Consider the following 20,083-nt stretch of genomic DNA (forward strand, 5'->3'; position numbering starts at 1 on the left):
GCATTATCTAGGCCCGGGGAGCGCTCCCAGCACCTCCAGGCACGCCGCCAGCTGCTCTGCCGGCACTAGCAGGTGGTCGCGGTAGAAGGAGCGCAGCGGACGCACGGCCACCCCCCGCTGCTGCAGCAGGTTGGCCAGCGCCGCCAGGTCGGCAGCCGCCGCCGCATGCCCGGAGTCGGGCCCCCCAACGCCCGAGGCCACACCCAGGGAGACGAGGCGGTAGCCTTCCTCGGTGACCGCTCCGGGAAAGCGCGCCGCCACCCGCTGCCACTCCTGTGCGCGGGCAACCAGGACGATGCCGTTCTGGGTCCACTCCACGAAGAAGGGCAGGTGAAGGCCCCCCAGAGCCCCGCGGACGCTGGGCTCCAGGGACCGGGGGATGGTCACCAGGACATACAGGGCCGGATCGGCCACCCCCGGCCTGCCAGGTGCTGCCCGCGGCTCCATATCTGAGATGCTATCATCCCCGCGCCCGGGGGGTGTCAAGACTAGCGGTCTCCCCACGCCGGCATGCTGGCGGTGTGACTCAGACGTTTAGCTCTCGGAGCTCGCCCGTGACCATGTAGACCACGCGCTCGCAGACGTTGGTGACGTGGTCCGCGGCGCGTTCCAGGTGGCGGGCCACGATCAACAGCTCCAGCGCCCGGGGGATCAGGTTGGGGTCGCGGATCATGATGTCCAGCAGGTCCTTGAAGACCTGGGAGCGCAGTGCGTCTACCTCGTCATCCCTGGCCGCCGTCCGCACTGCCAGATCGGCATTACGGGTGCCAAAAGCCTCCAGGGCATGGTTTAGCATCTCCTGGACGATCTGCTGCATCCTGGGGATATCCACCAGGGGCTTGACCGGCGGCTCATTCCCCAGACGCCGCGTCGCCCGGCAGACCCCCTCGGCGTGGTCCGCCATCCGTTCCAGATCCAGGGTGATGGCGAAGACCGAGGCGATGGTGCGCAGGTCCCCGGCCATGGGCTGCTGAGTGGCCAGCAGGTGCATGCACCGCTGCTCCAGCTCCAGGTGCATGGCGTCGAGGCGGTCGTCCTCGGCGATCACCTGCTCGGCCAGGGTTACGTCCCGGGCCTGCAGCGCCTCCACGGCACGGCGGATAGCCTGCCCGGCCAGTACACCCAGCCGGATGACGTCCTCCTGCAGCCGCTGCAGCTCGCGCTCAAATGCCTCCCGCGTCACCCCGGATCTACCTCGCGCAGCCTTGCGCTGGCAGCTACCCAAACCGCCCGGTGATGTACTCCTCAGTGCGCCGGTCCCTGGGAGTGGTGAAGATCTGCTGGGTGGCGCCGAACTCGACCAGCTCCCCGTCCAGAAAAAACCCGGTGAAGTCCGAGACGCGGGCGGCCTGCTGCATGTTGTGGGTGACAATGACGATGGTAATGCTCTTCGTCAGCTGACGTGCCAGCTCCTCGATGCGCAGCGTGCTGGCGGGGTCCAGGGCCGAGGCCGGCTCGTCCATCACCAGGACCTCGGGCGAGACGGCCAGCGCCCGGGCGATGCACAGGCGCTGCTGCTGGCCGCCGGAGAGGCTGGTGCCGGGCCGATGCAGGCGGTCCTTTACCTCGTCCCACAGCGCAGCGGCGCGCAGGCTGCGTTCCACGATCTGGTCCAGCCGCCGCCGGTTCCGTTCGCCGACCAGCCACCAGCCCGCAGCCACGTTCTCGTAGATGCTCATGGTGGGAAAGGGATTCGGCTTCTGGAAGACCATGCCGATCCTGCGACGGACGAGCACTGCGTCCACGCCCGGGGCGTAGACGTCCTGGCCGTCCAGCAGCACCTGGCCGGCCACCCGGGCCCCGGGGACCAGTTCGTGCATGCGGTTGAGACAGCGCAGGAAGGTGGACTTGCCACAGCCCGAGGGGCCAATGATGGCCGTGACCTTCCGCTGGGGAATCTGCAGGCTGATGCCGCGGAGGGCGTGGAGGCGGTCGAACCAGGCGTGCAGCTCGCGCACCTGAATGCCGCCGGCGTGCTCCATCACCGCCGCGGCCACGGGCACCGAAAGCCCTTCCACTGCCGTAAGGCTGTCCATGACATTCCCTTTCTACCTAAGTCTCAGCTGCCGGCCGGCCGCGGTGCGCGCGGCGACGTTGACCAGCAGGACCATGGTCACCAGGACCAGAGCCCCCGCCCAGGCCTGGCGGTGCCAATCGTCAAAGGGCGAGATGGCGTAGGCGAAGATCTGGATGGGCAGCGCGGCCATGGGCTTGAGCGGGTCCCAGTTCCAGAATCGGTTCCCGAACGCTGTGAAAAGCAGCGGGGCTGTCTCTCCGGCGATGCGCGCCAGACCGACCATGATCCCGGTGATGATGCCAGCGGCGGCGGTGGGGAGGACCACCTGCAGGGTTGTCCTCCACTGAGGAATCCCCAGCGCCAGAGAAGCCTCGCGCACGCTTGACGGCACCAGACGCACGACCTCCTCCGTCGTCCGCAGCACGATGGGGATGAGCATTACCCCCAGAGCCACCCCGCCAGCCAGCGCGCTGAAGTGACCAAGCGGCAGAACCAACAGGATGTAGGCGAACAGACCCATGATGATGCTGGGCGTTCCGTTCAGCACGTCGGCGGCAAAGCGGGCCAGGTGGGTCAGCCGGATGTGGGGATACTCGGCAAGGAAGACCCCGCCCAGGACCCCCAGGGGGACCCCCAGAACCGCGGCCAGGGATAGCAGGTAGACCGTCCCCGCGATGGCGTTGGCCATGCCCCCGCCGCGTTCGCCAGCCGGCCCGGGCAGCGAGGTGAAGAACTCCAGGTTGACGGCCCCAAGGCCCGCGCGCGTCAGGAAGACCAGGATCAAGAAGAGTGGCGCGAGCACCAGAGCGGCACAGAGCGCGGCGAGCGCCGCCATCACCCTGTTCGTCCATGTTCGCCGCAAATAGCCTCGATCCACGGTCACTCTCCCAGCACCGCGTCCCTGGCCGCCCGTCCCACCAGGAGGCGGGCCGCCGCGTTGACGACCACCGTCACGATGAAGAGGGCCACCGCGGTGTAGATCAACGCCGCCACGTACAGGTCGGAGGTCGCCTCCGTGAACTCGTTGGCGATCACCGCGGGGATGGTGTAAGCGGGAGCCAGCAGCGACGCCTTGATCTGGGGTACGTTGCCTATCACCATGGTCACCGCCATAGTCTCGCCCAAAGCCCGAGCCAGGGCCAGGAACACCGCCCCCATGATCCCCGAGCGCGCGTAGGGCAGCACCGCCCGCCGGGTCGTCTCCCACCGGGTGGCCCCCAGGGCCAGCGCCGCCTCCCGCTGGGTGGTGGGGACGGCCCGCATCACCGACGTGCCCACGGCCACGATGAATGGCACGACCATGATGGCCAGGATCAGGCCGGCGGCCAGCATGCCGATGCCCAGCGGCGGACCGTCAAACAGCGGGAGGAACCCCAGGGCACCTTTCACCAGCGGGGTCAGCACGGAGCGCACCCAGGGAACCAGGATGAAGATCCCCCAGAGCCCAAAGACGACGCTGGGAACCGCCGCCAGCAGCTCCACCAGGAAGCCTACGGGCACGCGCAGCCATCCCGGAGCCAGTTCCGAGAGGAAGATGGCCACTCCCAGACCCAGAGGCACGGCCATCGACAGCCCCAAGGTCGAGGAGACCAGCGTGCCGTAGATGAACGGGAGGGCGCCGAACTCGTGGGTGACCGGATCCCAGGTCGACCCGGCAAAGAATGTCAGGCCGAATCGCTGGACCGCCGGCCACGCGCCTGCGAGGAGCGCCAGGAGGAGGCCACCCAACAGCAGCGGTACGGCCAGCGCCGCTGCTGCCAATACCACCCCGAAGAGCCGGTCGCCGCGGTGTGCGGCGACCGGCCCGGAGGCAGGGGCGGCGACCACCGATGCCATGCGGAGCCTACAGCAGCGACTTGCCGCCGGCGGTGACGCTCTTCAGGGTCCCTTCGATCCGCGCGACCAGGCTCTTGGGCAAGGGAGCGTAGAGCAGGGTCGGGGCGTACTTCTGCCCCTCGTGAGTCGCCCACCAGAGGAACTCCACCAGCGCCTTCCCCCTGACCGGGTCAGGCTGCTCGCCGTAGATCAGGATCCAGGTGAAGCCGGCGATGGGATAGGCGTCCCGTCCGGCCGGATGGGTGAAGAACACCCGGTAGTCCGCCGGGATCAATGGCAGCGCCCCCTCCATGGCTTTGGTGGTGGTAGAGAGGGAGGGGCGGATGAACCGTCCTGCCCTGTTGCGCACGTTCCCGAAGGTCATCCTGTTGGTCAGGGCGTAGGCCAGTTCCACGTAGCCCAGGGTGTAGGGGGTCTGGCGCACCAGGCCGGCGACTCCCTCGTTGCCCTTTCCCCCCAGCCCGGTAGGCCAGTTCACGGAGGTCCCCTCGCCCACCCTGGCCTTCCACTCCGGGCTTACCTTGCTCAGGTAGTTCACCCAGATGGCCGTGGTCCCCGAGCCGTCTGAGCGGTGCACCACAACCACCTCGGCCGCGGGAAGCTTCACCCCGGGGTTGGCCCGGGCCAGGCGCGGGTCGTTCCAGCGGGTGATCTTCCCCAGGAAGATGTCCGCCAGGACCTCAGGGGTAAAGTTCAGCCCCTGCCCCACGCCGGGGATGTTGTACACAGGCACCACCGCGCCGGCCACCATGGGGATGTGCAACACCCGACCGCCCGCCTGGGCGATCTGCTCGTCGGTCATGGGGCCGTCACTGGCGCCGAAGTCCACGGTCTTGGCGATGAACTGCCGGATACCGCCGCCGGAACCGATGGACTGATAGTTGATCTGCACGCCGCGCTCAGCCGCGTAGAGCTGGGACCACTTGGAGTACAGCGGGAACGGAAAGGTGGCCCCCGCACCGTTGAGGGTGATGGGCTGTGCGCCCGCGGGCAGGGCGGGCAGGACTGTGCCGGCGACCGCCACCGCCACCATCAGGGCGCGGGCCCAGCGCCTCGTCGTCTCTCCGGAAATCCAACGCATCACCATCTCTCCTCCTGACCTGATCTCTTGCTGTCACTCCGAAGGTAGCGCCCCAGCGTCAAAGGGAAGGCCAAGCCCGGTTGAAATCCAGGTCAAGGAGAGGTGAAGCCTGGAGACTACCCGCGCAGGTCGAGGCGGTAGCCGATGCCGCGGACGGCCACGATGCGGACGCCGCCCTTTGCTTCCACTTTCTTCCGCAACCAGCCGATATGCGTGTCCAGGGTGCGGGTGTCGCCGAAGTAGTCCTCGCCCCAGACCTGGTGCATCAGGCGCTCCCGGCGGACCACCTTCCCCTGATGGCGTAGCAGCAGGTGGAGTAGCTCGAACTCCTTGGCAGAGAGGGGGACCACCTGGTCGGCCACCCGCACCTCGTGCCGCTCCACGTCCAGCACCAGCTCTCCCAGCCGCAGGTGCTCCTCCCCGCCGGCCCGCACCAGGATCGTCTCCAGGACGTTGGCCACATCCTCATAGCGGTCCGTGCAGGCCTCCAGGGTCTCGCAGATATCCTTCCACTTGATGATGTCCTTGGGAGCGAACCGCCCGTTGAACAGGGTCTCGATAGCCTCCCGCAGCAGGTCGTCCACCCGGTTCTCTCCACGGTGCAGCGCACGGGTATGCGGAAAGACGTTCTGCATGCGTCGCAGCTGCCCCACCGCGGCACGCAGTTCTGCGGCCGAAGCCAGGATCTGCTGGGCCATCTCCACCGCCACGGGGAGGATGCGCCGCAGGCGGTGGAGAGCCACGCGTGCGGCCGCGGCCTCGATCCCGTCCAGGACATCGTCCAGGTAGCCGGTGAGGGCCTGCAGCGAGGAGGGCTCCACGGGGAGGGCGCGGGGCACCAGCAGGGCGTCGAAGAGGTCGCGGGCGATGGCGTCGCCCTTATGCTCCAGGTCGCGGATCTCCGCCCACGCCTGTGGCAAAGGGAGGCGGCCCTGCAGGCCCGACAGGAGCAGGCGCGCAGCGTCCTCAATCGCCCGGGTCATCTCCTCCAGGAGGCCGAACTCCCGGGCCAGCGTGCCCTCCGCCGTGCTGCGCTGCTCAGAGACTTGCTCCATCGCCCTCCTCGCCCCCGCCAGCAGGAACTTCGGCGCGCGCCAGAACCGGCCCTGCGTCCGTGTGGCTCACCCCGCGCCGGCCGTCTCACGCGGCAGTTCAAGGACGTGCTCCTAGGCGTCCAGGGCGCGGGTGAAGTCGTCCACCAGGTCGTCCAGGTCCTCCAGCCCCACCGAGACCCGGATCAGCCCCTCCCGGATACCGGCCCGCGCCCGATCCGCAGCGGGGATGCCCACGCTGGTTGTAGAAGCGGGGTGCGTCACCAGAGTCTCCACCGAGCCCAGGCTCACCGCCAGCACCGCGGTGCGCAGCGCCTCCACCATGCGGGCGCCGGCGGAGGCGCCCCCACGCACCTCGAAACTGAGCATGCCGCCGAAGCCGCGCATTTGCCCCCGGGCCACGGCGTGCCCGGGGTGCTCGGGCAGGCCGGGATAGTGCACCCGCTCCACCCGTGGGTGCCGCGCCAGCATCCGGGCCAGGCCCAGGGCATTCTGGTTGTGCCGCTCCATGCGCAGCCCCAGCGTCCGCAGCCCGCGCAGCACCAGCCAGGCGGCGAAGGGGTCGAGCACGGGGCCGAAGATGCGGAAGCGCGGCCGCAGCGCCTGCAGCAGGTCACGGCCACCGACGATGATCCCCGCGGTAACGTCGCCGTGCCCGCCCAGGTACTTGGTCATGCTGTGCACCACCAGGTCGGCGCCCAGGGACAGAGGGTTCTGGTTGTACGGCGTGGCGAAGGTGTTGTCGGCCACCAGCAGCGCCCCGTGGGCGTGAGCCAGGCGGGCCACCTGGGCGATGTCGGTGATCTCCAGCAGCGGGTTATTGGGCGACTCCACGTAGAGGACCTTCGTCTCCGGGCGCAGCGCCTCCGCGTAGGCCGCAAGGTCGACGCGGTCGATGAGGGTGACGCCGATCCCGTAGGCGGGTAGCACCTGAGCGAACAGCTCGTAAGAGGCCTGGTAAACGGCCCGCGGGGCCACCAGGTGGTCACCCCCGCGCAACAGGCCCAGGATGACGGTGCTGATGGCCCCCATCCCCGAACCGGTGGCGATGGCCATCTCCCCGCCCTCCAGGAGGGCCACCCGGGCCTCCAGCTCGGCGGTGGTGGGGTTACCCCAGCGGGTGTAGTACCAACCCTCGCCGCGGTCGACGCCCAGCGCCGCCCCCTCCTCCACCGTGTCGTAGCGGAAGGTGGTGGTCTCGAAGATGGGCGGGCTAACCGCCTTCAGCGGAAACCTCGCCGCCCTCCCGTGAATCGCCTTTGTGTTGAACCCCCAGCGCTCCCACATGCTTTCCTCCTCCGCCTGCGCCCGCCTCGGTTGGGCCAGGCACAGGTGGATTATAGAGGGCGAGATGGTAGAGTCGGGACGGATGAGATTCGGCGCCCACGTCAGCATCGCCGGGAACCTCCACCTGGCTGTGGACCGGGCCGTTGCCGTCGGCTGCGAGTGCCTGCAGATCTTCGTGGGCAATCCGCGGCAGTGGCGGCCCGTGCGCTATGCCGATGAGGTGGTGGCTCTCTTCCGGGAGAAGCGCGCCCGCGCCGGCCTCGACCCCCTGGTCGCCCACTCCGCCTACCTGATCAACCTGGCCAGTCCCGACCGTACCGTCCACTCCCGCTCGGTGGCCTCCCTCGCCTGCAGCGTCGAGGGCATTACTCTCCTGGGGGGGATGGGCGTGATCACCCACATCGGCAGCCGGATGGGGCACTCCCTGCGGGCGGCGAGGTCACGGGTGGTGGCGGCGTTGGAGGCGGTGCTGCAGCGCACCGCCGGCTCGCTGGTCCTCCTGGAGAACTCGGCCGGCGCGGGTGAGGCCATCGGAGGGACCTTCGAGGAGCTGGCGGAGATCCTGGACGCACTGGTCTGGCACCCCCGCGTGGGAGTGTGTCTGGACACTGCGCACCTCTTCGCTGCGGGGTGGGATATCCGCACCCCTGAAGGGGTGGCGCGCACACTGCGGGCCTTCGACCGCACCGTGGGCCTGCGGCACCTGCGCGCCCTCCACCTTAACGACTCCCGGGCAGGGCTGGGGACGCGTCTGGATCGCCACGCGCACATCGGGGCCGGCCGGATCGGTACCATGGGGCTGCGGGCCCTCATCCACCACCCGGCGGTGCACCACCTGCCGGGGTTCATCGAGACCCCCGGCTTCGACCGGCAGGACGCCGACCGCCGGAACCTGGAGGCCCTGAAGCGGCTGCGCCGGCTGGGCCCCCCATTGCGCGGCCTGAAAAGTCCAGGAAGCATTCAAGATGACGCAGGAGTTTGGCGGGGGACGGGCAAGGGCTGGACGAGCAACCAGTGCCTCAGGTAAGCGTAAGGAAGCGGAGACGCCCAAGGCGGACCTGCACCCGCGCGCGGGCGCGCACGAACAGGGAGGCGTACCCGGAGAGGATGTAGGTCACGGCCGCCGCGGCGTCGCGGACGGATCTTTCGGCGGCTGGAGCAGTGCGCGGTTCTCGATGATGTGGCAGAAGCGGGCCCTGGCCGCGAGTTTCTCCGGAGGGATGGCGGCCGCCGCTTGGCCAGGCGTCTGAGGTCGCTGGCGAACAGGCGCAGCCCCCGAATCCGCGACTCGATCTCCCGCACCTTGATGTCGATCAGCTGCAGGACGTACGGGCAAACGTCGGACGGAGCGCGACCTATGTGGGGGTTTCCGCCGGGGCGATCTTGAAGAACAGACTCTCCAGCAGGATACGCGGGTGGACGTTACGCTCCAGGGAGTCCCGCGCCGCCTCCACGGCGGCGATGCGCCGGCCCAGGTCCTCCCAGGAGAGCAGTCCCGCCCAGCGGGCGACCTCCGTCCGCCGGTCCAGGTTGACCAGCAGGTCCGGATCCTGCGACTCCTTCCACACCGCCAGGTCGCGGTACCAGAGGGCGGCGATCTCCAGCAGCTCCCCCAGGGCCTCCCGCTCCCGGGCCAGCTCCTCCGCGGCATCCAGACGGGCCGGCAGAGTGGAGTCCTCCACCTGCACCAGGCGGTCCAGCAGGCGGTCGCGCCGGCCCAGCGCCTCCGGGGAGCGGGCCCAGGCCAGCGCCCGCCCCATGCGCCCCGCCGCCAGGGAGGCCAGCAGCCGCGCCCGCTCCGGTGGGGTGGCGTAACGCTCCAGCAGCGTATGCGCAATCTGCGCCGTGGGGACCAGCGCGCAGCGGACGGTCTGGCAGCGGGAGGTGATGGTGGCGGGCAGAGGCACCGTGGTCTCCGCGATGAGGATGAGGACCACATCCGGCGGCGGCTCCTCCAGCACCTTCAGCAGGCTGTTGGCCGCGCCGGGGCTGAGCAGCTCCGCATCGGCGATGATGTAGACCTTGACCCGCCCCTCGTAGGGCGGGTAGGAGGCGTCCCGCTGCAGGGCTCGGATCTGGTCGATGGGGATCTCCCGACCCCGGTACTCCCGTCCCACCGCCACCAGGAACTGCGCCGCGGCGATGTCCAGCATGCGCACGTCGGGGTGGTTGCCCGCGGCAATCCGCCGACAGGTGCGACAGGCTCCGCAGGCATCGTCCTCCATCGGCTGCTGGCAGTTCAAGAACTGGGCAAAGGCCAGCGCCAGGGTCCGCCGCCCCGTCCCCGCCGGGCCGAGGAACAGGTAGGCGTGCGCCCGACGATCCGCGCGCACTGCGGAGCGGAGTAGAAGAACAGCGTGCCGCTGGCCGACGACCTCGCGGAAGGGCATATGGGGGATCTAAATGCGCTCCATCCTGTCCACGCCCAGGACGAAGACGATGGCCCCGCCCACCTCCACCTTCACCGGATAGGTGACGTAGGAGTCCACGGGCTCCACCACCGGAGGCATGGGGCTCAGCAACTGTTCCCGGCGGTGGCAGACCTTCTGGATGATCCCCAGCACCTCATCCACCTGCTCGTCCTGGACGCCGATCAGGATGGTACTGTTCCCCTCACGGAGGAATCCGCCCGTGCTGGCCAGCATCGTCCCCTGGAACTGGGCGGCGGTGAGGGCCTCCATCAGCCTCCCCCCGTCCTTCTCCTGCACCACGGCCAGGACAAGTTTGATCGCCCCGCCCCCTCCCGGCATGCGCCGCAGACTATCTCCGTCCGCCCAGCAGCTCCCGGACCGCCTGCACCACCGCCTGGTGCACGCGCTCCACGTCGTCCTGCGCGTCGACGACGACGAACCGCTTCGGCGATTCGCGCGCCAGCTCCAGGAATCCTGCCCGCACCCGCTGGTGGAAGGCCAGGGCCTCCCGCTCCAGCCGGTCGCCGCCCCGGGTGCCTTCCCGGGCCGCGGTCCACGCGCGGTGCAAGCCCACCTCCGGGTCGATGTCCAGAAGCACGGTCAGATCGGGCAGCAGCCCCCCGGTAGCCGCCTCGTTCACCGCGCGCACCAGACCCAGGTCCAGGCCCCGGCCGTACCCCTGGTAGGCCAGGGAGGCGTCCACGTAGCGTTCGGAGAGCACGGTGGTGCCCCCATCCAGCGCCGGCCGTACCACCTGGCGCACCAACTGCGCCCGGGCGGCGGCGAAGAGCAGCATCTCTGTCTCCGCGGCCATCTCGGCGTGGTTGGTGTCCAGCAGGATCTGGCGGATGCGCTCGCCGATCGGGGTGCCGCCGGGCTCGCGGGTGGAGAGGACGTCCACCCCGGCTCCCCGCAGGTAGGCCTCCAGGAGGCGGCCCTGTGTGCTCTTGCCGGCCCCATCCGGGCCCTCCAGGGTGATGAAGAAGCCGCGCACGGAAGGCGCCGGGCTACTTGGGGAAGATGACCACGCGGCGCAGTGGTTCCTCGCCGCGGCTCTCCGAGGCCAGACCGTAGCGCTGGATGAGCTGGTGCTGCAGCCGCCGCACGTAGGAGTTCTGCGGGGAGAGCTCCACCGGCTGCGCCGACTCGAAGACCTCGGCGATGGCCTCCTCCACCTCGCGCAGGGCGGCGGTCTCCTCGCCCATGTACTCCTCGACGTCAAACACCTCCCGCAGGAAGGCCTGGATCTGGGAGACGGTGTTGCTCTTGATCACGTGCAGGGGGATGCCCCGGGCCTGGGCGTCGGCCAGCTTCTTGGGGCGGCGCTTCTCCTGGGACCGGATGGACAGCACCATATCGGCGTCGGCCAGAGTGTCGGTGATGTAGGCGGGCACCCGCAACTCGCGGATGGCCCGCTCCAGGCGGTTGCGGCTCACGGCAAAGGGGTAGATGCGCAGCACCCGCCCCCCCGGGCGTGTCCCGTCCGTTGCAGGCGCCAGGGGGCCCGCCGGCGCCCACGTCTCCGCCCGAAGCGTCGGCCGGGTGATCTCCACCTCTCCCCCCTCGGTGCGCACGCGCAGCTCGGGGCGGGGAGGGGCGCCGCGCAGGAAGCGGTCCACCACCGCAGCCACGTCGTGGTGCACGGCCAGACGGTCCTTCTCCTGGATCTCGATGATTACGTCAAAGGTGGGCGGAGCCTTGCGCTCCAGCACCGTCTTCTGCGTCCCCCGCCGCCGCGCTTCCTCGTCCGAGAGGGTGACCGCCTGGATGCCCCCGATCAGGTCGGCCAGGGTAGGGTTCTGCAGCAGGTTGTCCAGGGTGTTGCCGTGGGCGGTGGCGATGAGCTGGACACCGCGCTCGGCAATGGTCCGCGCCGCCAGCGCCTCCGCCTCGGTGCCGATCTCATCGATGACGATCACTTCCGGCATGTGGTTCTCCACGGCCTCGATCATCACCGCGTGCTGCAGGGAGGGCTCCGGCACCTGCATGCGCCGCGCCCCGCCGATCCCCGGGTGGGGGATGTCCCCGTCCCCGGCGATCTCGTTGCTGGTGTCCACGATGACCACGCGCTTCTTGAACTCGTCGGCCAGGACGCGTGCCGCCTCCCGCAGCAGGGTGGTCTTGCCCACCCCGGGCCGCCCCAGCAGGAGGATGGACTTGCCCTGCTCGATCACGTCGCGGACGATGTCCACGGTGCCGAAAACGGCCCGCCCCACCCGGCAGGTCAGGCCGATGATCTCCCCCTGGCGGTTGCGGATGGCGGAGATGCGGTGCAGGGTACGCTCGATCCCGGCCCGGTTGTCCTTACCGAAGGCGCCCACCCGGCTGGTCACGTGCCTGATCTCCTCACGGGTGGTGGGGGTGCCGCTCAAGTAGACCACCGCCCCGGGGAAGCGCGCCTCGGGCAACCGCCCCAGGTCCAGCACTACCTCCAGGAGCTGGTCCAGGTCCGCCTGCTGCTCCAGGGCCGCGCGGATGGCCGGCGGCAGGACCTCCAGCAGGGCCTCCAGGTCGTCGGTAATCTGAATCTGGCCTCGCCCCAAGGGCACCTCCGCCTCCCGTCAGGCGAAACGCCAAGGGAGGGGCCGCCGGGGCTCCCTCCCCTGAAGCGCTGCTCTCGCCGATTGTCTGCCCGCCGTGCTTCCTCTCGTCGCTGCGTTCAACAGGACCTCACGTGGAGGACCTCCACGGTCCGATTATAGGCCCTTCAGGCCGGACGGCAAAGCCGTCGGCTCAGGCCACCTCCAGGATGAGGCACTTCAGGTAGCGGGTCTCCGGCATCCCCGGGTGGACGGGATGGTCGCGGGCCTGCCCGCGCGCCTCCAGCAGGCGGAGCCGCCGGCGAGCGTCAAAGGCCGCCTCTGCCACCAGCGCGCACAGCAGTTCCTCGCTCACGTGGGCGGAGCAGGAGCAGGAGACCAGGACGCCGCCGGGGCGGAGGATCTTGAGGGCCCGCAGGTTGATCTCCTTGTAGGCGGCCGCGGCCCGGGGGAGGGCACGCTTGCTGGGGGCGAAGGCAGGGGGGTCGAGGATCACCATGTCGAAGCGCGGCCCCTGCTTGGCCAGGGCGCGCAGCACGTCGAAGGCGTTTCCCGTCTGAAAGGCGCAGCGATCACCCAGGCCGTTCCACCGGGCGTGCTCGGCGGCTGCGGCCACGGCCTCCGCCGAGCTGTCCACCCCCAGCACCGTGGCCCCGGCACGGGCGGCGTGCAGGGCGAACCCGCCCGTGTAACAGAAGGCATCCAGGACCTCGCCGCGGGCGTAGGTCTCTATGGCCTGCCGGTTCTCCCGCTGATCCAGGTAGAAGCCGGTCTTCTGCCCCCCCGCCACGTCCACGCGAAAGCGCAGGCCCGCCTCCTCGATGTCCACCAGCAGCAGTCCTTCGCCGGCCAGGAATCCCGCCTCCCGCGGCAGGCCTTCCAGGCGGCGCACCGGCGCGTCGTTTCGCCCGTAGATCGCCGCCGGCTGCACCAGCTCCTGGAGCAGGCGGACGAGTCGTGCCTGCTGACGGGCCATGCCCACAGTCAGCACCTGCATGACCAGAACGTCGCCGTAGCGGTCGACGATCAGCCCCGGCAGGCCGTCTCCTTCGCTGGAGACCAGACGGAAAGCTGTGGTCCCGGCCACCACGCGGCGCCGCAGCGCCAGGGCCTCCTTCAGGCGGCGGCGGAAGAAGGCGTCGTCGATCGCCTCCCGCTGCCGGGTGAGCAGGCGAACGGCGATGGTGGAGCGGGGGTTGAAGTAGCCGCGCCCGAGGAAGGTGCGGTCGGCGGCGCGCACGTCGACGACCTCCCCGGGCTGCACCGCCCCCTCCAGGGAGCGGATCTCGCCGCTGTAGATCCAGAGGTGCCCCCCGGCCAGGCGCGCTTCCCGACCGGGGTGGAGGGTGACGGTGGCCACGCCGCGGCTAGAAGAGGCGCATCTGGGAACCCGCCGGCTCCCGGGAGGGGAGGGGTTCCTCCGCGGCCGGGGAGGGCGCTTCCTCGAAGATCTGGATCTCGCCAAAGACGCCGTCGTAGCCGGGGACGATGCGCACCTGCCCCTCCCGCACACGGCGCAGCCCTTCCACGACCCGGGGTGAGGCGACGCGGGCCAGCTCCTCGGGGGGCACGTCCAGCAGGACGCGAAACTCCCCGCCGAACTCCCGGCACAGATGCAGGTACTCCTCGCGCACGGCGGCGGTGCCCACCTGCGTGCCGCGAGCTGCCGCAATGATCTCCTCAAGGGGAATCAGGCTGCGGTAGGGGACCGCCCCCTCGGGGACGTAGCCCTCCTCGCGGTCCGCCAGCAGTTCTACCCGGTGCATCACGCCCACGGTAAGGGGACGGCGGCAGACCGGGCAGATCCCCTGCAGCGCCTTGGTCTCCCGGGGAGCGAGGCGCTGGTTGCAGCTGCGGTGGCCGTCGAAGTGGTACTTGCCCTCCTGGGGGAAGAACTCGATGGTGTAGAGGAAACGGCTCACGTCCCGCTCCCGCAGAATGCGCACCAGCTCGTGGTAGTCCAGGACGTCCATCTCAAAGACGTTGGCCTCCCGCCCCAGCTTCGCCGGCGAATGGGCGTCGGAGTTGCTCACCAGCAGTACCCGGTCCAGCTCGGAGAGGCGCCAGTTCATGGGCGGGTCACTGGACAGCCCGGTCTCCACGGCGACGATATGCCTGCTCTGGTCGCGGAAGCACTCCTCCAGGGCGTCGAACCCCGAGTTGGAACCGTAGAGGGAGAACCAGGGGGTCCACGCGTGCGCCGGGATGACCAGGCAGTCGGGGGAAAGCTCGGTCACGTACTCCACCAGCTTGTCGCAGGGGAGGGAGAGAGTGGGTCGGCCGTCGGCCATCAGGTTGCCGAAGCGCCCCAGCACGGCGTTCAGTCGCTCCACCACCTCAAAGGAAGGCGCCAGGATCAGGTTGTGGATCTTGCGCAGGCGCCCGCCCTGCGGGTAGATGTTCGAGACTTCCACGGTGAGGAGGAAGTGCACGCCATCGTAGGTGTAGAGGCCGCGGCCCGTGGGCTTCAGCTTGGCCCGCATCTCCCGAAACCACACCGGGTGGGTGAAGTCCCCGGTTCCCACCAGGGTGATGCCCTTGAGCCTGCACCAGCGGGCCAGGTTCTCCACGTCCATGTCCCGGCTGGTGGCGCGGCTGTACTTGGAGTGGAGGTGGAGGTCGGCGATGACCCGCATGGGGAGGTCTTAGACGGCTGCCGGGTCTGCTCCTACCCCGGCACCCGTCCCTCGCCGCCCGCTGCCAGGAGGCCGCGGACCAGGGCGCGCAGGACCAGCGGGGCCAGCGGCAGCTCCCGCCACGACTGCAGGACCCGCCGGCTGAGCGGGCCGAGGAGGCGCGACTGGTACTGGGTGTCCCCGTGCTCTTCGACCACGTGCCGTAGCCAGGGGTCGCGCGCCAGGGCGCGCACCAGGCGGGAGAGGTCTTCATCCGGCAAGGCGTTGAGCAGGCGGCGCACCACGGCGGTAAAGGCCAGCTCCCGCCCGAAACGCCGCCTCCACGCCCGCTCGTACCTGCGCTGGGCGGCGCCGTCGCCTCCCAGCAGCTCACGCGCCGCCTCCCCGGCCAGCCGTCCCGCCACCAGGGCGAAGTAGATGCCCCCGCCGGAGGTGGCCTTGACGTGCCCGGCCGCGTCGCCGGCCAGAAGCAGTCCCGGAGCGTAGGAGGGTGTGGGTCGGCCCAGCAGCGGGATACGGCCCGCCAGCCTGCGGACGGTGCGCGCTCCGCGCACGCGGCGGGAGACGACGGGGTGGTCGGCCAGCAGCCGCTCCAGGTAGTAGACGGGTGGCCGGGCCGTCATTCGGGGGTCTACGCACAGGCCCACGCGACCGCTCCCTTCCCCCGTGGGCATGATCCAGGCGAAGAACCCCGGTGCCCACTCCCGGCCGAAGTAGAGCTCGGGGGCATCAGCGGCTTCCAGATGCAGACCTTCCATTTCGTACTGCAGCCCGTGGACGACCAGGCGGTGCCGCGACAGCCCCAGCGTCTGGGGCAGTAGCGCGCGCGCTCCCTCCGCGTCCACCACCAGGGGGGCGCGGAAGGCCAGTGGGCGCCCACGCCGCTCAACTTCTACCCTCACCAGGCTGTTCTCGCGGGTGCCGCGCCGCGCCCTCGCCTCCAGGATGACCTCCGCCCCGGCGGCCTGGGCCTGGGCCACCAGCCAGCGGTCAAAGCGGTCGCGGTCCACCACGTGGGAGTCGACCACCGCCCGCCGGACTGTGGCAGCCGTCCCGTCGGGGGCATAGAGCGTGGCCGCACGCAGCGAGGTGCGCACCAGTGACAGAGGCAGGTCGAATTCCCGGAAGGCGTGCACCGAAAGCTTGCCGCTGCAGTGGGGGGGCGCGCCGACGGCGCTGTGCTCCTCCAGGAGCAGGGTGCGGAGCCCTGCGCGGGCCGTCGTCCAGGCGGCCATCCCTCCCGCCGGCCCGCCGCCAACGACGATCACGTCCCAACGGTGGGAAGGCGCGCTCATTCGAAGCTGAACCGCCAGATCCCGAAACTGAAGAACGCACCGGCAAAGCCGGCCAGGGCACCCACCTTGGGCAGGACCTCCCTGAATCCGTATCCCCGTACCAGCACATCCTGGTAGGCTCCCAGAGCCCAGGCGTGGAGGGCGACCAGCCCCGCGGTGCGGATTGCCGTGGCCGCTGCGGCCAGGCTCACCGCAACCAGCCCGACCGGTGAAGAGCCCAGGCTCATGCCGAACAGCAGCCTGGCCGCTCCCAGCATGATGGCAATCTGGAGCAGGTTGATGAGGTAGTACGCCACCAGTTTGCCGGCCAGCAGAGTCGCCCGCGCTATCGGGGCGGCGAGCAGGCGCCGGAAGGTGCCCTCTCGCTTCTCCCGGAGAAACGAGGAGCCAAGCAGGCTGACGACGCAGAAGATCCCGAAGATGGTATAGCCGGGCACGTTCTGCTGGAAGGTATCCGGGAACTTCACCACCCGCATTCCCACCGGCGCTCTTCGCTCCACCGTAAAGAGCAGGTCGATCCTCTTTGGCATCACAGCGGCGTAGGTGCTCCGCTCCAGCAGCCCCTGCAGGGTTCCCAGGACGGGATCCACGAACCGGCTGGAAGTGGAAGGGTCCCCTCCCAGATCGTCTCCACCTGGAAGGCCCTCATCTGGTCCGGCTGGCGGAGGATGCTGGCCGCCAGGCTCCCGCGGTCCTGGTTCACGGCCAGGAGCCGAATGGGGCGGTCTCCATCGGAGCGGAAGAGGCCGGCCAGGGCGAAGCTCATCACCACGATGAACATGAGGGGAAAAAGATCAGGGCCACAGCCCCCGGGTCCTTGAAGAATATCTTGAGGTCCTTCCAGGTAAGCGCCAGGATCTGTTGCGGCACGTCGCCCTACCTCACTAATCCCGCAAACGCCTTCCCGTCAGGTGCAGGAAGACGCTCTCCAGGTTGGACTCAAGCGCCTCCAGGGAGAGGATGAGGTACCGTTCGAGCTGCACCCGCATGCCACACCCTCCATGGCGCGGGCCGGCCGCAACCGTCAACCACTCCGGCCCCGCGGCCCTCATTATCGGGCGCCTGGAATATGTCAGCAAGGTGGGAAGCCTCGGACCCGCCCGCTGGAAATGACCCTGATGTCCTGGTACCGTGAACACGAAGATGTTCTACGGACGTCATGTGGTGCTGATCCTCCCGGCGCTGCTGGCCGCTCTGGAACTTGCCGCCGGCGGCGCTGAGCCTCTGTTCAAGAAGGGCACGCTGACGCTGCTAGTCCCGGGGAAGCGGGTGGTCCTGCAGGTGGAGGTGGCCGACACCCCCGCCGCCCGGGCGCAGGGGCTGATGTTCCGCCGCAGCCTGCCGGAGAGCGCGGGGATGCTCTTCGTCTTCGAGACGGAGGGCCGCTGGGGCTTCTGGATGAAGAACACCTTGATCCCTCTCTCGGTCGCCTTCATCGACCGCCACTGGAAGATCGTGGACATACAGGACATGGCCGTCGCTCCTGATCCCCGGGCGGGACCGTTTACCATCTACGAGGCGCGGGCGCCCGCGCGCTACGCCCTGGAGGTGCGACAGGGACTCTTCCTCAAGCATGGCGTCACCGTGGGCACCCGGGTGATCTTCCGCCGCCATGAGTGAGACCACGCTGCCGCGCAGCGAGCCGGCCCCCGAGCGGCGCGAGGAGACCCTTCTGGCGCGGCTGCGGCGGAAGGAGGCCGAGCTGGCCGCTCTGCGGGAGATCAGCCGCGCCATCGGTGCGGCCCTGGACCTGGACACCACCCTGGCGCTGGTCACCCGTAAGACGGCGGAGGTCACGGGGATGGACTCCTGCTCTGTATACCTCCTGGACCCGGCGGGGGAATTCCTGGTGCTGCGGGCCACCACCGGGCTGGCCCAGGAGGCCATCGGCCGGGCGCGGCTGCGCTGGGGGGAGGGGATGACCGGATGGGCGGCCAGCCACGCTGCTCCCGCGGTCAGCAGCGACGCCGCCCAGGATCCCCGCTTCGTCTACCTGCCCGAGACGCGCGAGCTAGCCTTCCGCTCCCTGGCCGCCGTGCCGCTGCAGAGCGGGGGGCGGGTGCTGGGCGCGATGAACGTGCAGACACGGGCCGTCCACGAGTACAGCCCCGAGGAGATCGACCTGCTCTCCACCATCGCCGATCTGGTGGCGGGGGCCATCGAGAAAGCGGCGCTGTACGACAGTATGCGCCGCCAGATCGGAGAGCTCTCCACCCTGGCCGAGGCCAGTAAGACCCTCACCGCGCCCCTGTACCTGGAGGAGATGCTGCGCCTGATCGCCGAGATGGCCACGCGGCTGATGCGCGCCGCCGCATGCGTCATTTACCTGCTGGACCAGGAGAGCGACCGGCTGGTGCCCGCTGCCGCCCACGGAGGCGACGGCGGGACGGAGAGGGACGGGGAGGCCCTGCTGGCCGGGCTGGCCGAGGAGGCGGTGCGCACCGGCCGGCCGCTGGCTCTGGCCGACGTCCGGGAGCGGGCACCACAGGCCCTCCCCCGCGCCGCCCTGGCCGTTCCCCTCACGGTACGGGGCAAGACCATCGGCGCCTTCCTGGCCGCGCGGAGCCGGGTGCACCAGTGGACCGCAGAGGAGGTGGAGCGCCTGTCCACGCTGGCCCACCAGACCGCCCTGGCCATCGAGAACAGCACTCTGGTGGTGCGTTCCGCCCTGGTGCGGGAGATGCACCACCGGGTGAAGAACAACCTGCAGACCATCGCCATGCTGCTGCGGCTGCAGCTCCGGGGAGACCGGCCGGTGAGCGGCCGGGAGGTGCTCACCGAGACTGTCAACCGCATCCTCAGCATCGCCGCCGTCCACGAAATCCTCTCCGTGGAGGGCTTCCGCATGGTCAACGTCCGCCACCTGGTGGAGCGGGTGGCCCGCTCTGCCGTGGAGAACATGCTTCCCGCTTCCTCCGACATCACCGTGGACGTGGCCGGAGATGACCTCTACCTCCCCTCGCAGCAGGCCACCTCACTGGCCCTGGCAGTGAACGAACTGGTGCAGAACGCCGTGGAGCACGCCTTCCCTGGCCGGGCCCGGGGAAAGATCAGCATCCGCCTGGGGCGCCACGAGGAGCAGTGCTTCCTGGAGGTGCAGGACGACGGGGTGGGGCTGCAGCCGCGGGAGGCGGAGGAAGAGACCCTGGGGCTGCAGATCGTCCGCGCCCTGGCCACCGAAGACCTGCGGGGCACCTTCACCCTGGAGAGCGGGCAGGGGACACGCGTCCTCATCGCCTTCCCTCGACCGCAGACGCCGTGAGCCTGCGCATCGTCATCGCCGACGACGAGGCCGTGATCCGCATGGGGTTACGGGCCATGCTGCAGGAGCGGGGCTACCGCGTGGTGGGGGAGGCGGGGGACGGGCGGCGGTTGCTGGAGCTGGTGGAACGGCTCCGCCCTGATCTGGTCTTCCTGGACATCAAGATGCCGGGACTGGACGGGCTCGCCGCGGCGGAGCGGCTGGCCCAGACGTACCGCCTCCCGGTGATCGTCCTCACCGCCTACGGCGACCGCGACCTGGTGGAAAGGGCGCGGCAGGCCGGGGTCATGGGCTACCTGATGAAGCCGTTGCGAGAGACGGACCTGCAGCCGGCTATCGAGGTGGCCCTGGCCCGCTTCCGGGACCTGCAGGCGCTGGCGGAGGAGGTCAGCGGCCTGCAGGAGACGCTGGAGGTGAGGAAGCTGGTGGAGCGGGCGAAGGGTGCGCTGATGCAGCGTCTGGGGCTCGCTGAGGAGGAGGCCTACCGGCGGATACAGCGTGCCAGCCGCGACACCAGGCGCCCCATGAAGGAGATCGCCCGGCGCATCGTGGAAGGCGAAGATCTCCCTTGACGGCCGGGGGGATCCTGGTAGTATGCAAGATGAAATAACGTTATAAACGGACCGTGGAGGCCGCGACGCCTCTTCCCCGGAAGAGGCGTCGTAT

At 69.7% G+C, this 20,083-nt stretch carries 20 protein-coding genes; 4 read left to right on the top strand and 16 right to left on the bottom strand.

What is annotated here, in order from left to right; genetic code table 11:
• Positions 1–3 precede the first annotated feature (3 nt).
• From QN152_05435 to QN152_05470, 8 genes are all read right to left on the bottom strand, one after another.
• Positions 4–414 (bottom strand): hypothetical protein, encoded by a 411-nt coding sequence (locus QN152_05435; protein ID MDR7538962.1) that lies wholly within the window; start codon positions 412–414, stop codon positions 4–6.
• Positions 415–526: 112 nt separating this feature from the next.
• On the bottom strand, positions 527–1,183 hold the full coding sequence (phoU, locus tag QN152_05440) for a phosphate signaling complex protein PhoU (GenBank protein ID MDR7538963.1): 657 nt from the start codon (positions 1,181–1,183) through the stop codon (positions 527–529).
• 34 nt (positions 1,184–1,217) lie between these two features.
• Positions 1,218–1,982, bottom strand: a complete 765-nt coding sequence (pstB, locus tag QN152_05445) for a phosphate ABC transporter ATP-binding protein PstB (protein MDR7538964.1) — start codon at positions 1,980–1,982, stop codon at positions 1,218–1,220.
• A gap of 66 nt (positions 1,983–2,048) precedes the next feature.
• A complete protein-coding gene (pstA, locus tag QN152_05450) occupies positions 2,049–2,852 on the bottom strand; it encodes a phosphate ABC transporter permease PstA (GenBank protein ID MDR7538965.1) in 804 nt (267 codons plus the stop codon).
• A 44-nt stretch (positions 2,853–2,896) separates the two neighbouring features.
• Positions 2,897–3,853: a phosphate ABC transporter permease subunit PstC gene (gene pstC / locus QN152_05455; GenBank protein ID MDR7538966.1), complete on the bottom strand. Its 957-nt coding sequence runs from the start codon at positions 3,851–3,853 to the stop codon at positions 2,897–2,899.
• Between the two features lie 7 nt (positions 3,854–3,860).
• Positions 3,861–4,940 (bottom strand): phosphate ABC transporter substrate-binding protein PstS, encoded by a 1,080-nt coding sequence (gene pstS, locus QN152_05460; protein MDR7538967.1) that lies wholly within the window; start codon positions 4,938–4,940, stop codon positions 3,861–3,863.
• A 110-nt stretch (positions 4,941–5,050) separates the two neighbouring features.
• Positions 5,051–5,989 carry a DUF47 family protein gene (locus tag QN152_05465; GenBank protein MDR7538968.1) on the bottom strand — a complete coding sequence of 313 codons (939 nt, stop codon included), beginning with the start codon at positions 5,987–5,989 and terminating at the stop codon, positions 5,051–5,053.
• A 111-nt stretch (positions 5,990–6,100) separates the two neighbouring features.
• Entirely contained in the window at positions 6,101–7,273 is a 1,173-nt protein-coding gene (locus QN152_05470) for an aminotransferase class I/II-fold pyridoxal phosphate-dependent enzyme (GenBank protein ID MDR7538969.1), read from the bottom strand.
• Positions 7,274–7,355: 82 nt separating this feature from the next.
• Between QN152_05470 and QN152_05475 the strand changes: the two genes are divergently transcribed.
• A complete protein-coding gene (locus QN152_05475) occupies positions 7,356–8,300 on the top strand; it encodes a deoxyribonuclease IV (protein MDR7538970.1) in 945 nt (314 codons plus the stop codon).
• A 328-nt stretch (positions 8,301–8,628) separates the two neighbouring features.
• Here the strand turns inward: QN152_05475 and holB are convergent, their stop codons facing one another.
• The 8 genes from holB to QN152_05515 all read right to left on the bottom strand — a co-directional run bounded on the left by holB (position 8,629) and on the right by QN152_05515 (position 16,745).
• Positions 8,629–9,663: a DNA polymerase III subunit delta' gene (gene holB / locus QN152_05480; GenBank protein MDR7538971.1), complete on the bottom strand. Its 1,035-nt coding sequence runs from the start codon at positions 9,661–9,663 to the stop codon at positions 8,629–8,631.
• Positions 9,664–9,672: 9 nt separating this feature from the next.
• A complete protein-coding gene (locus tag QN152_05485) occupies positions 9,673–10,002 on the bottom strand; it encodes a cyclic-di-AMP receptor (protein ID MDR7538972.1) in 330 nt (109 codons plus the stop codon).
• A gap of 31 nt (positions 10,003–10,033) precedes the next feature.
• The gene (tmk, locus tag QN152_05490; protein MDR7538973.1) at positions 10,034–10,678 is read right to left on the bottom strand and encodes a dTMP kinase; all 645 of its coding nucleotides are present in this window, start codon (positions 10,676–10,678) and stop codon (positions 10,034–10,036) included.
• Positions 10,679–10,691: 13 nt separating this feature from the next.
• Positions 10,692–12,227 carry a R3H domain-containing nucleic acid-binding protein gene (locus tag QN152_05495; protein ID MDR7538974.1) on the bottom strand — a complete coding sequence of 512 codons (1,536 nt, stop codon included), beginning with the start codon at positions 12,225–12,227 and terminating at the stop codon, positions 10,692–10,694.
• 190 nt (positions 12,228–12,417) lie between these two features.
• A complete protein-coding gene (locus QN152_05500; GenBank protein MDR7538975.1) occupies positions 12,418–13,584 on the bottom strand; it encodes a class I SAM-dependent rRNA methyltransferase in 1,167 nt (388 codons plus the stop codon).
• 7 nt (positions 13,585–13,591) lie between these two features.
• The gene (locus QN152_05505; protein ID MDR7538976.1) at positions 13,592–14,860 is read right to left on the bottom strand and encodes an endonuclease Q family protein; all 1,269 of its coding nucleotides are present in this window, start codon (positions 14,858–14,860) and stop codon (positions 13,592–13,594) included.
• Between the two features lie 32 nt (positions 14,861–14,892).
• On the bottom strand, positions 14,893–16,155 hold the full coding sequence (locus QN152_05510) for an NAD(P)/FAD-dependent oxidoreductase (GenBank protein MDR7538977.1): 1,263 nt from the start codon (positions 16,153–16,155) through the stop codon (positions 14,893–14,895).
• Complete coding sequence (locus tag QN152_05515) at positions 16,152–16,745, bottom strand: ABC transporter permease (protein ID MDR7538978.1); 594 nt, start codon at positions 16,743–16,745, stop codon at positions 16,152–16,154. Before QN152_05515 ends, QN152_05510 begins: the two co-directional genes overlap by 4 nt.
• Before the next feature lie 541 nt (positions 16,746–17,286).
• Here QN152_05515 and QN152_05520 point away from each other — a divergent pair.
• From QN152_05520 to QN152_05530, 3 genes are read left to right on the top strand one after another with little or no spacing between them, the layout of a single operon-like run.
• A complete protein-coding gene (locus tag QN152_05520) occupies positions 17,287–17,775 on the top strand; it encodes a DUF192 domain-containing protein (GenBank protein ID MDR7538979.1) in 489 nt (162 codons plus the stop codon).
• Positions 17,768–19,417, top strand: a complete 1,650-nt coding sequence (locus QN152_05525) for a GAF domain-containing protein (GenBank protein ID MDR7538980.1) — start codon at positions 17,768–17,770, stop codon at positions 19,415–19,417. Before QN152_05520 ends, QN152_05525 begins: the two co-directional genes overlap by 8 nt.
• Positions 19,414–19,989: a response regulator gene (locus QN152_05530; protein ID MDR7538981.1), complete on the top strand. Its 576-nt coding sequence runs from the start codon at positions 19,414–19,416 to the stop codon at positions 19,987–19,989. Before QN152_05525 ends, QN152_05530 begins: the two co-directional genes overlap by 4 nt.
• The last annotated feature ends 94 nt before the right edge of the window (positions 19,990–20,083 follow it).

It is taken from the genome of Armatimonadota bacterium, assembly GCA_031459715.1.
In the GTDB taxonomy this organism is placed as follows: domain Bacteria; phylum Sysuimicrobiota; class Sysuimicrobiia; order Sysuimicrobiales; family Humicultoraceae; genus Humicultor; species Humicultor tengchongensis.

Excerpts from the sequence above, each read along its gene's own strand:
- pstB (MDR7538964.1), bottom strand. The coding sequence starts at position 1,982 with ATGGAGCACGCCGGCGGCATTCAGGTGCGCGAGCTGCACGCCTGGTTC.
- pstA (MDR7538965.1), bottom strand. The coding sequence starts at position 2,852 with ATGGCGGCGCTCGCCGCGCTCTGTGCCGCTCTGGTGCTCGCGCCACTC.
- pstC (MDR7538966.1), bottom strand. The coding sequence starts at position 3,853 with ATGGCATCGGTGGTCGCCGCCCCTGCCTCCGGGCCGGTCGCCGCACAC.
- pstS (MDR7538967.1), bottom strand. The coding sequence starts at position 4,940 with ATGGTGATGCGTTGGATTTCCGGAGAGACGACGAGGCGCTGGGCCCGC.
- QN152_05465 (MDR7538968.1), bottom strand. The coding sequence starts at position 5,989 with ATGGAGCAAGTCTCTGAGCAGCGCAGCACGGCGGAGGGCACGCTGGCC.
- QN152_05470 (MDR7538969.1), bottom strand. The coding sequence starts at position 7,273 with ATGTGGGAGCGCTGGGGGTTCAACACAAAGGCGATTCACGGGAGGGCG.
- QN152_05475 (MDR7538970.1), top strand. The coding sequence starts at position 7,356 with ATGAGATTCGGCGCCCACGTCAGCATCGCCGGGAACCTCCACCTGGCT.
- holB (MDR7538971.1), bottom strand. The coding sequence starts at position 9,663 with ATGCCCTTCCGCGAGGTCGTCGGCCAGCGGCACGCTGTTCTTCTACTC.
- QN152_05505 (MDR7538976.1), bottom strand. The coding sequence starts at position 14,860 with ATGCGGGTCATCGCCGACCTCCACCTCCACTCCAAGTACAGCCGCGCC.
- QN152_05510 (MDR7538977.1), bottom strand. The coding sequence starts at position 16,155 with ATGAGCGCGCCTTCCCACCGTTGGGACGTGATCGTCGTTGGCGGCGGG.
- QN152_05525 (MDR7538980.1), top strand. The coding sequence starts at position 17,768 with ATGAGTGAGACCACGCTGCCGCGCAGCGAGCCGGCCCCCGAGCGGCGC.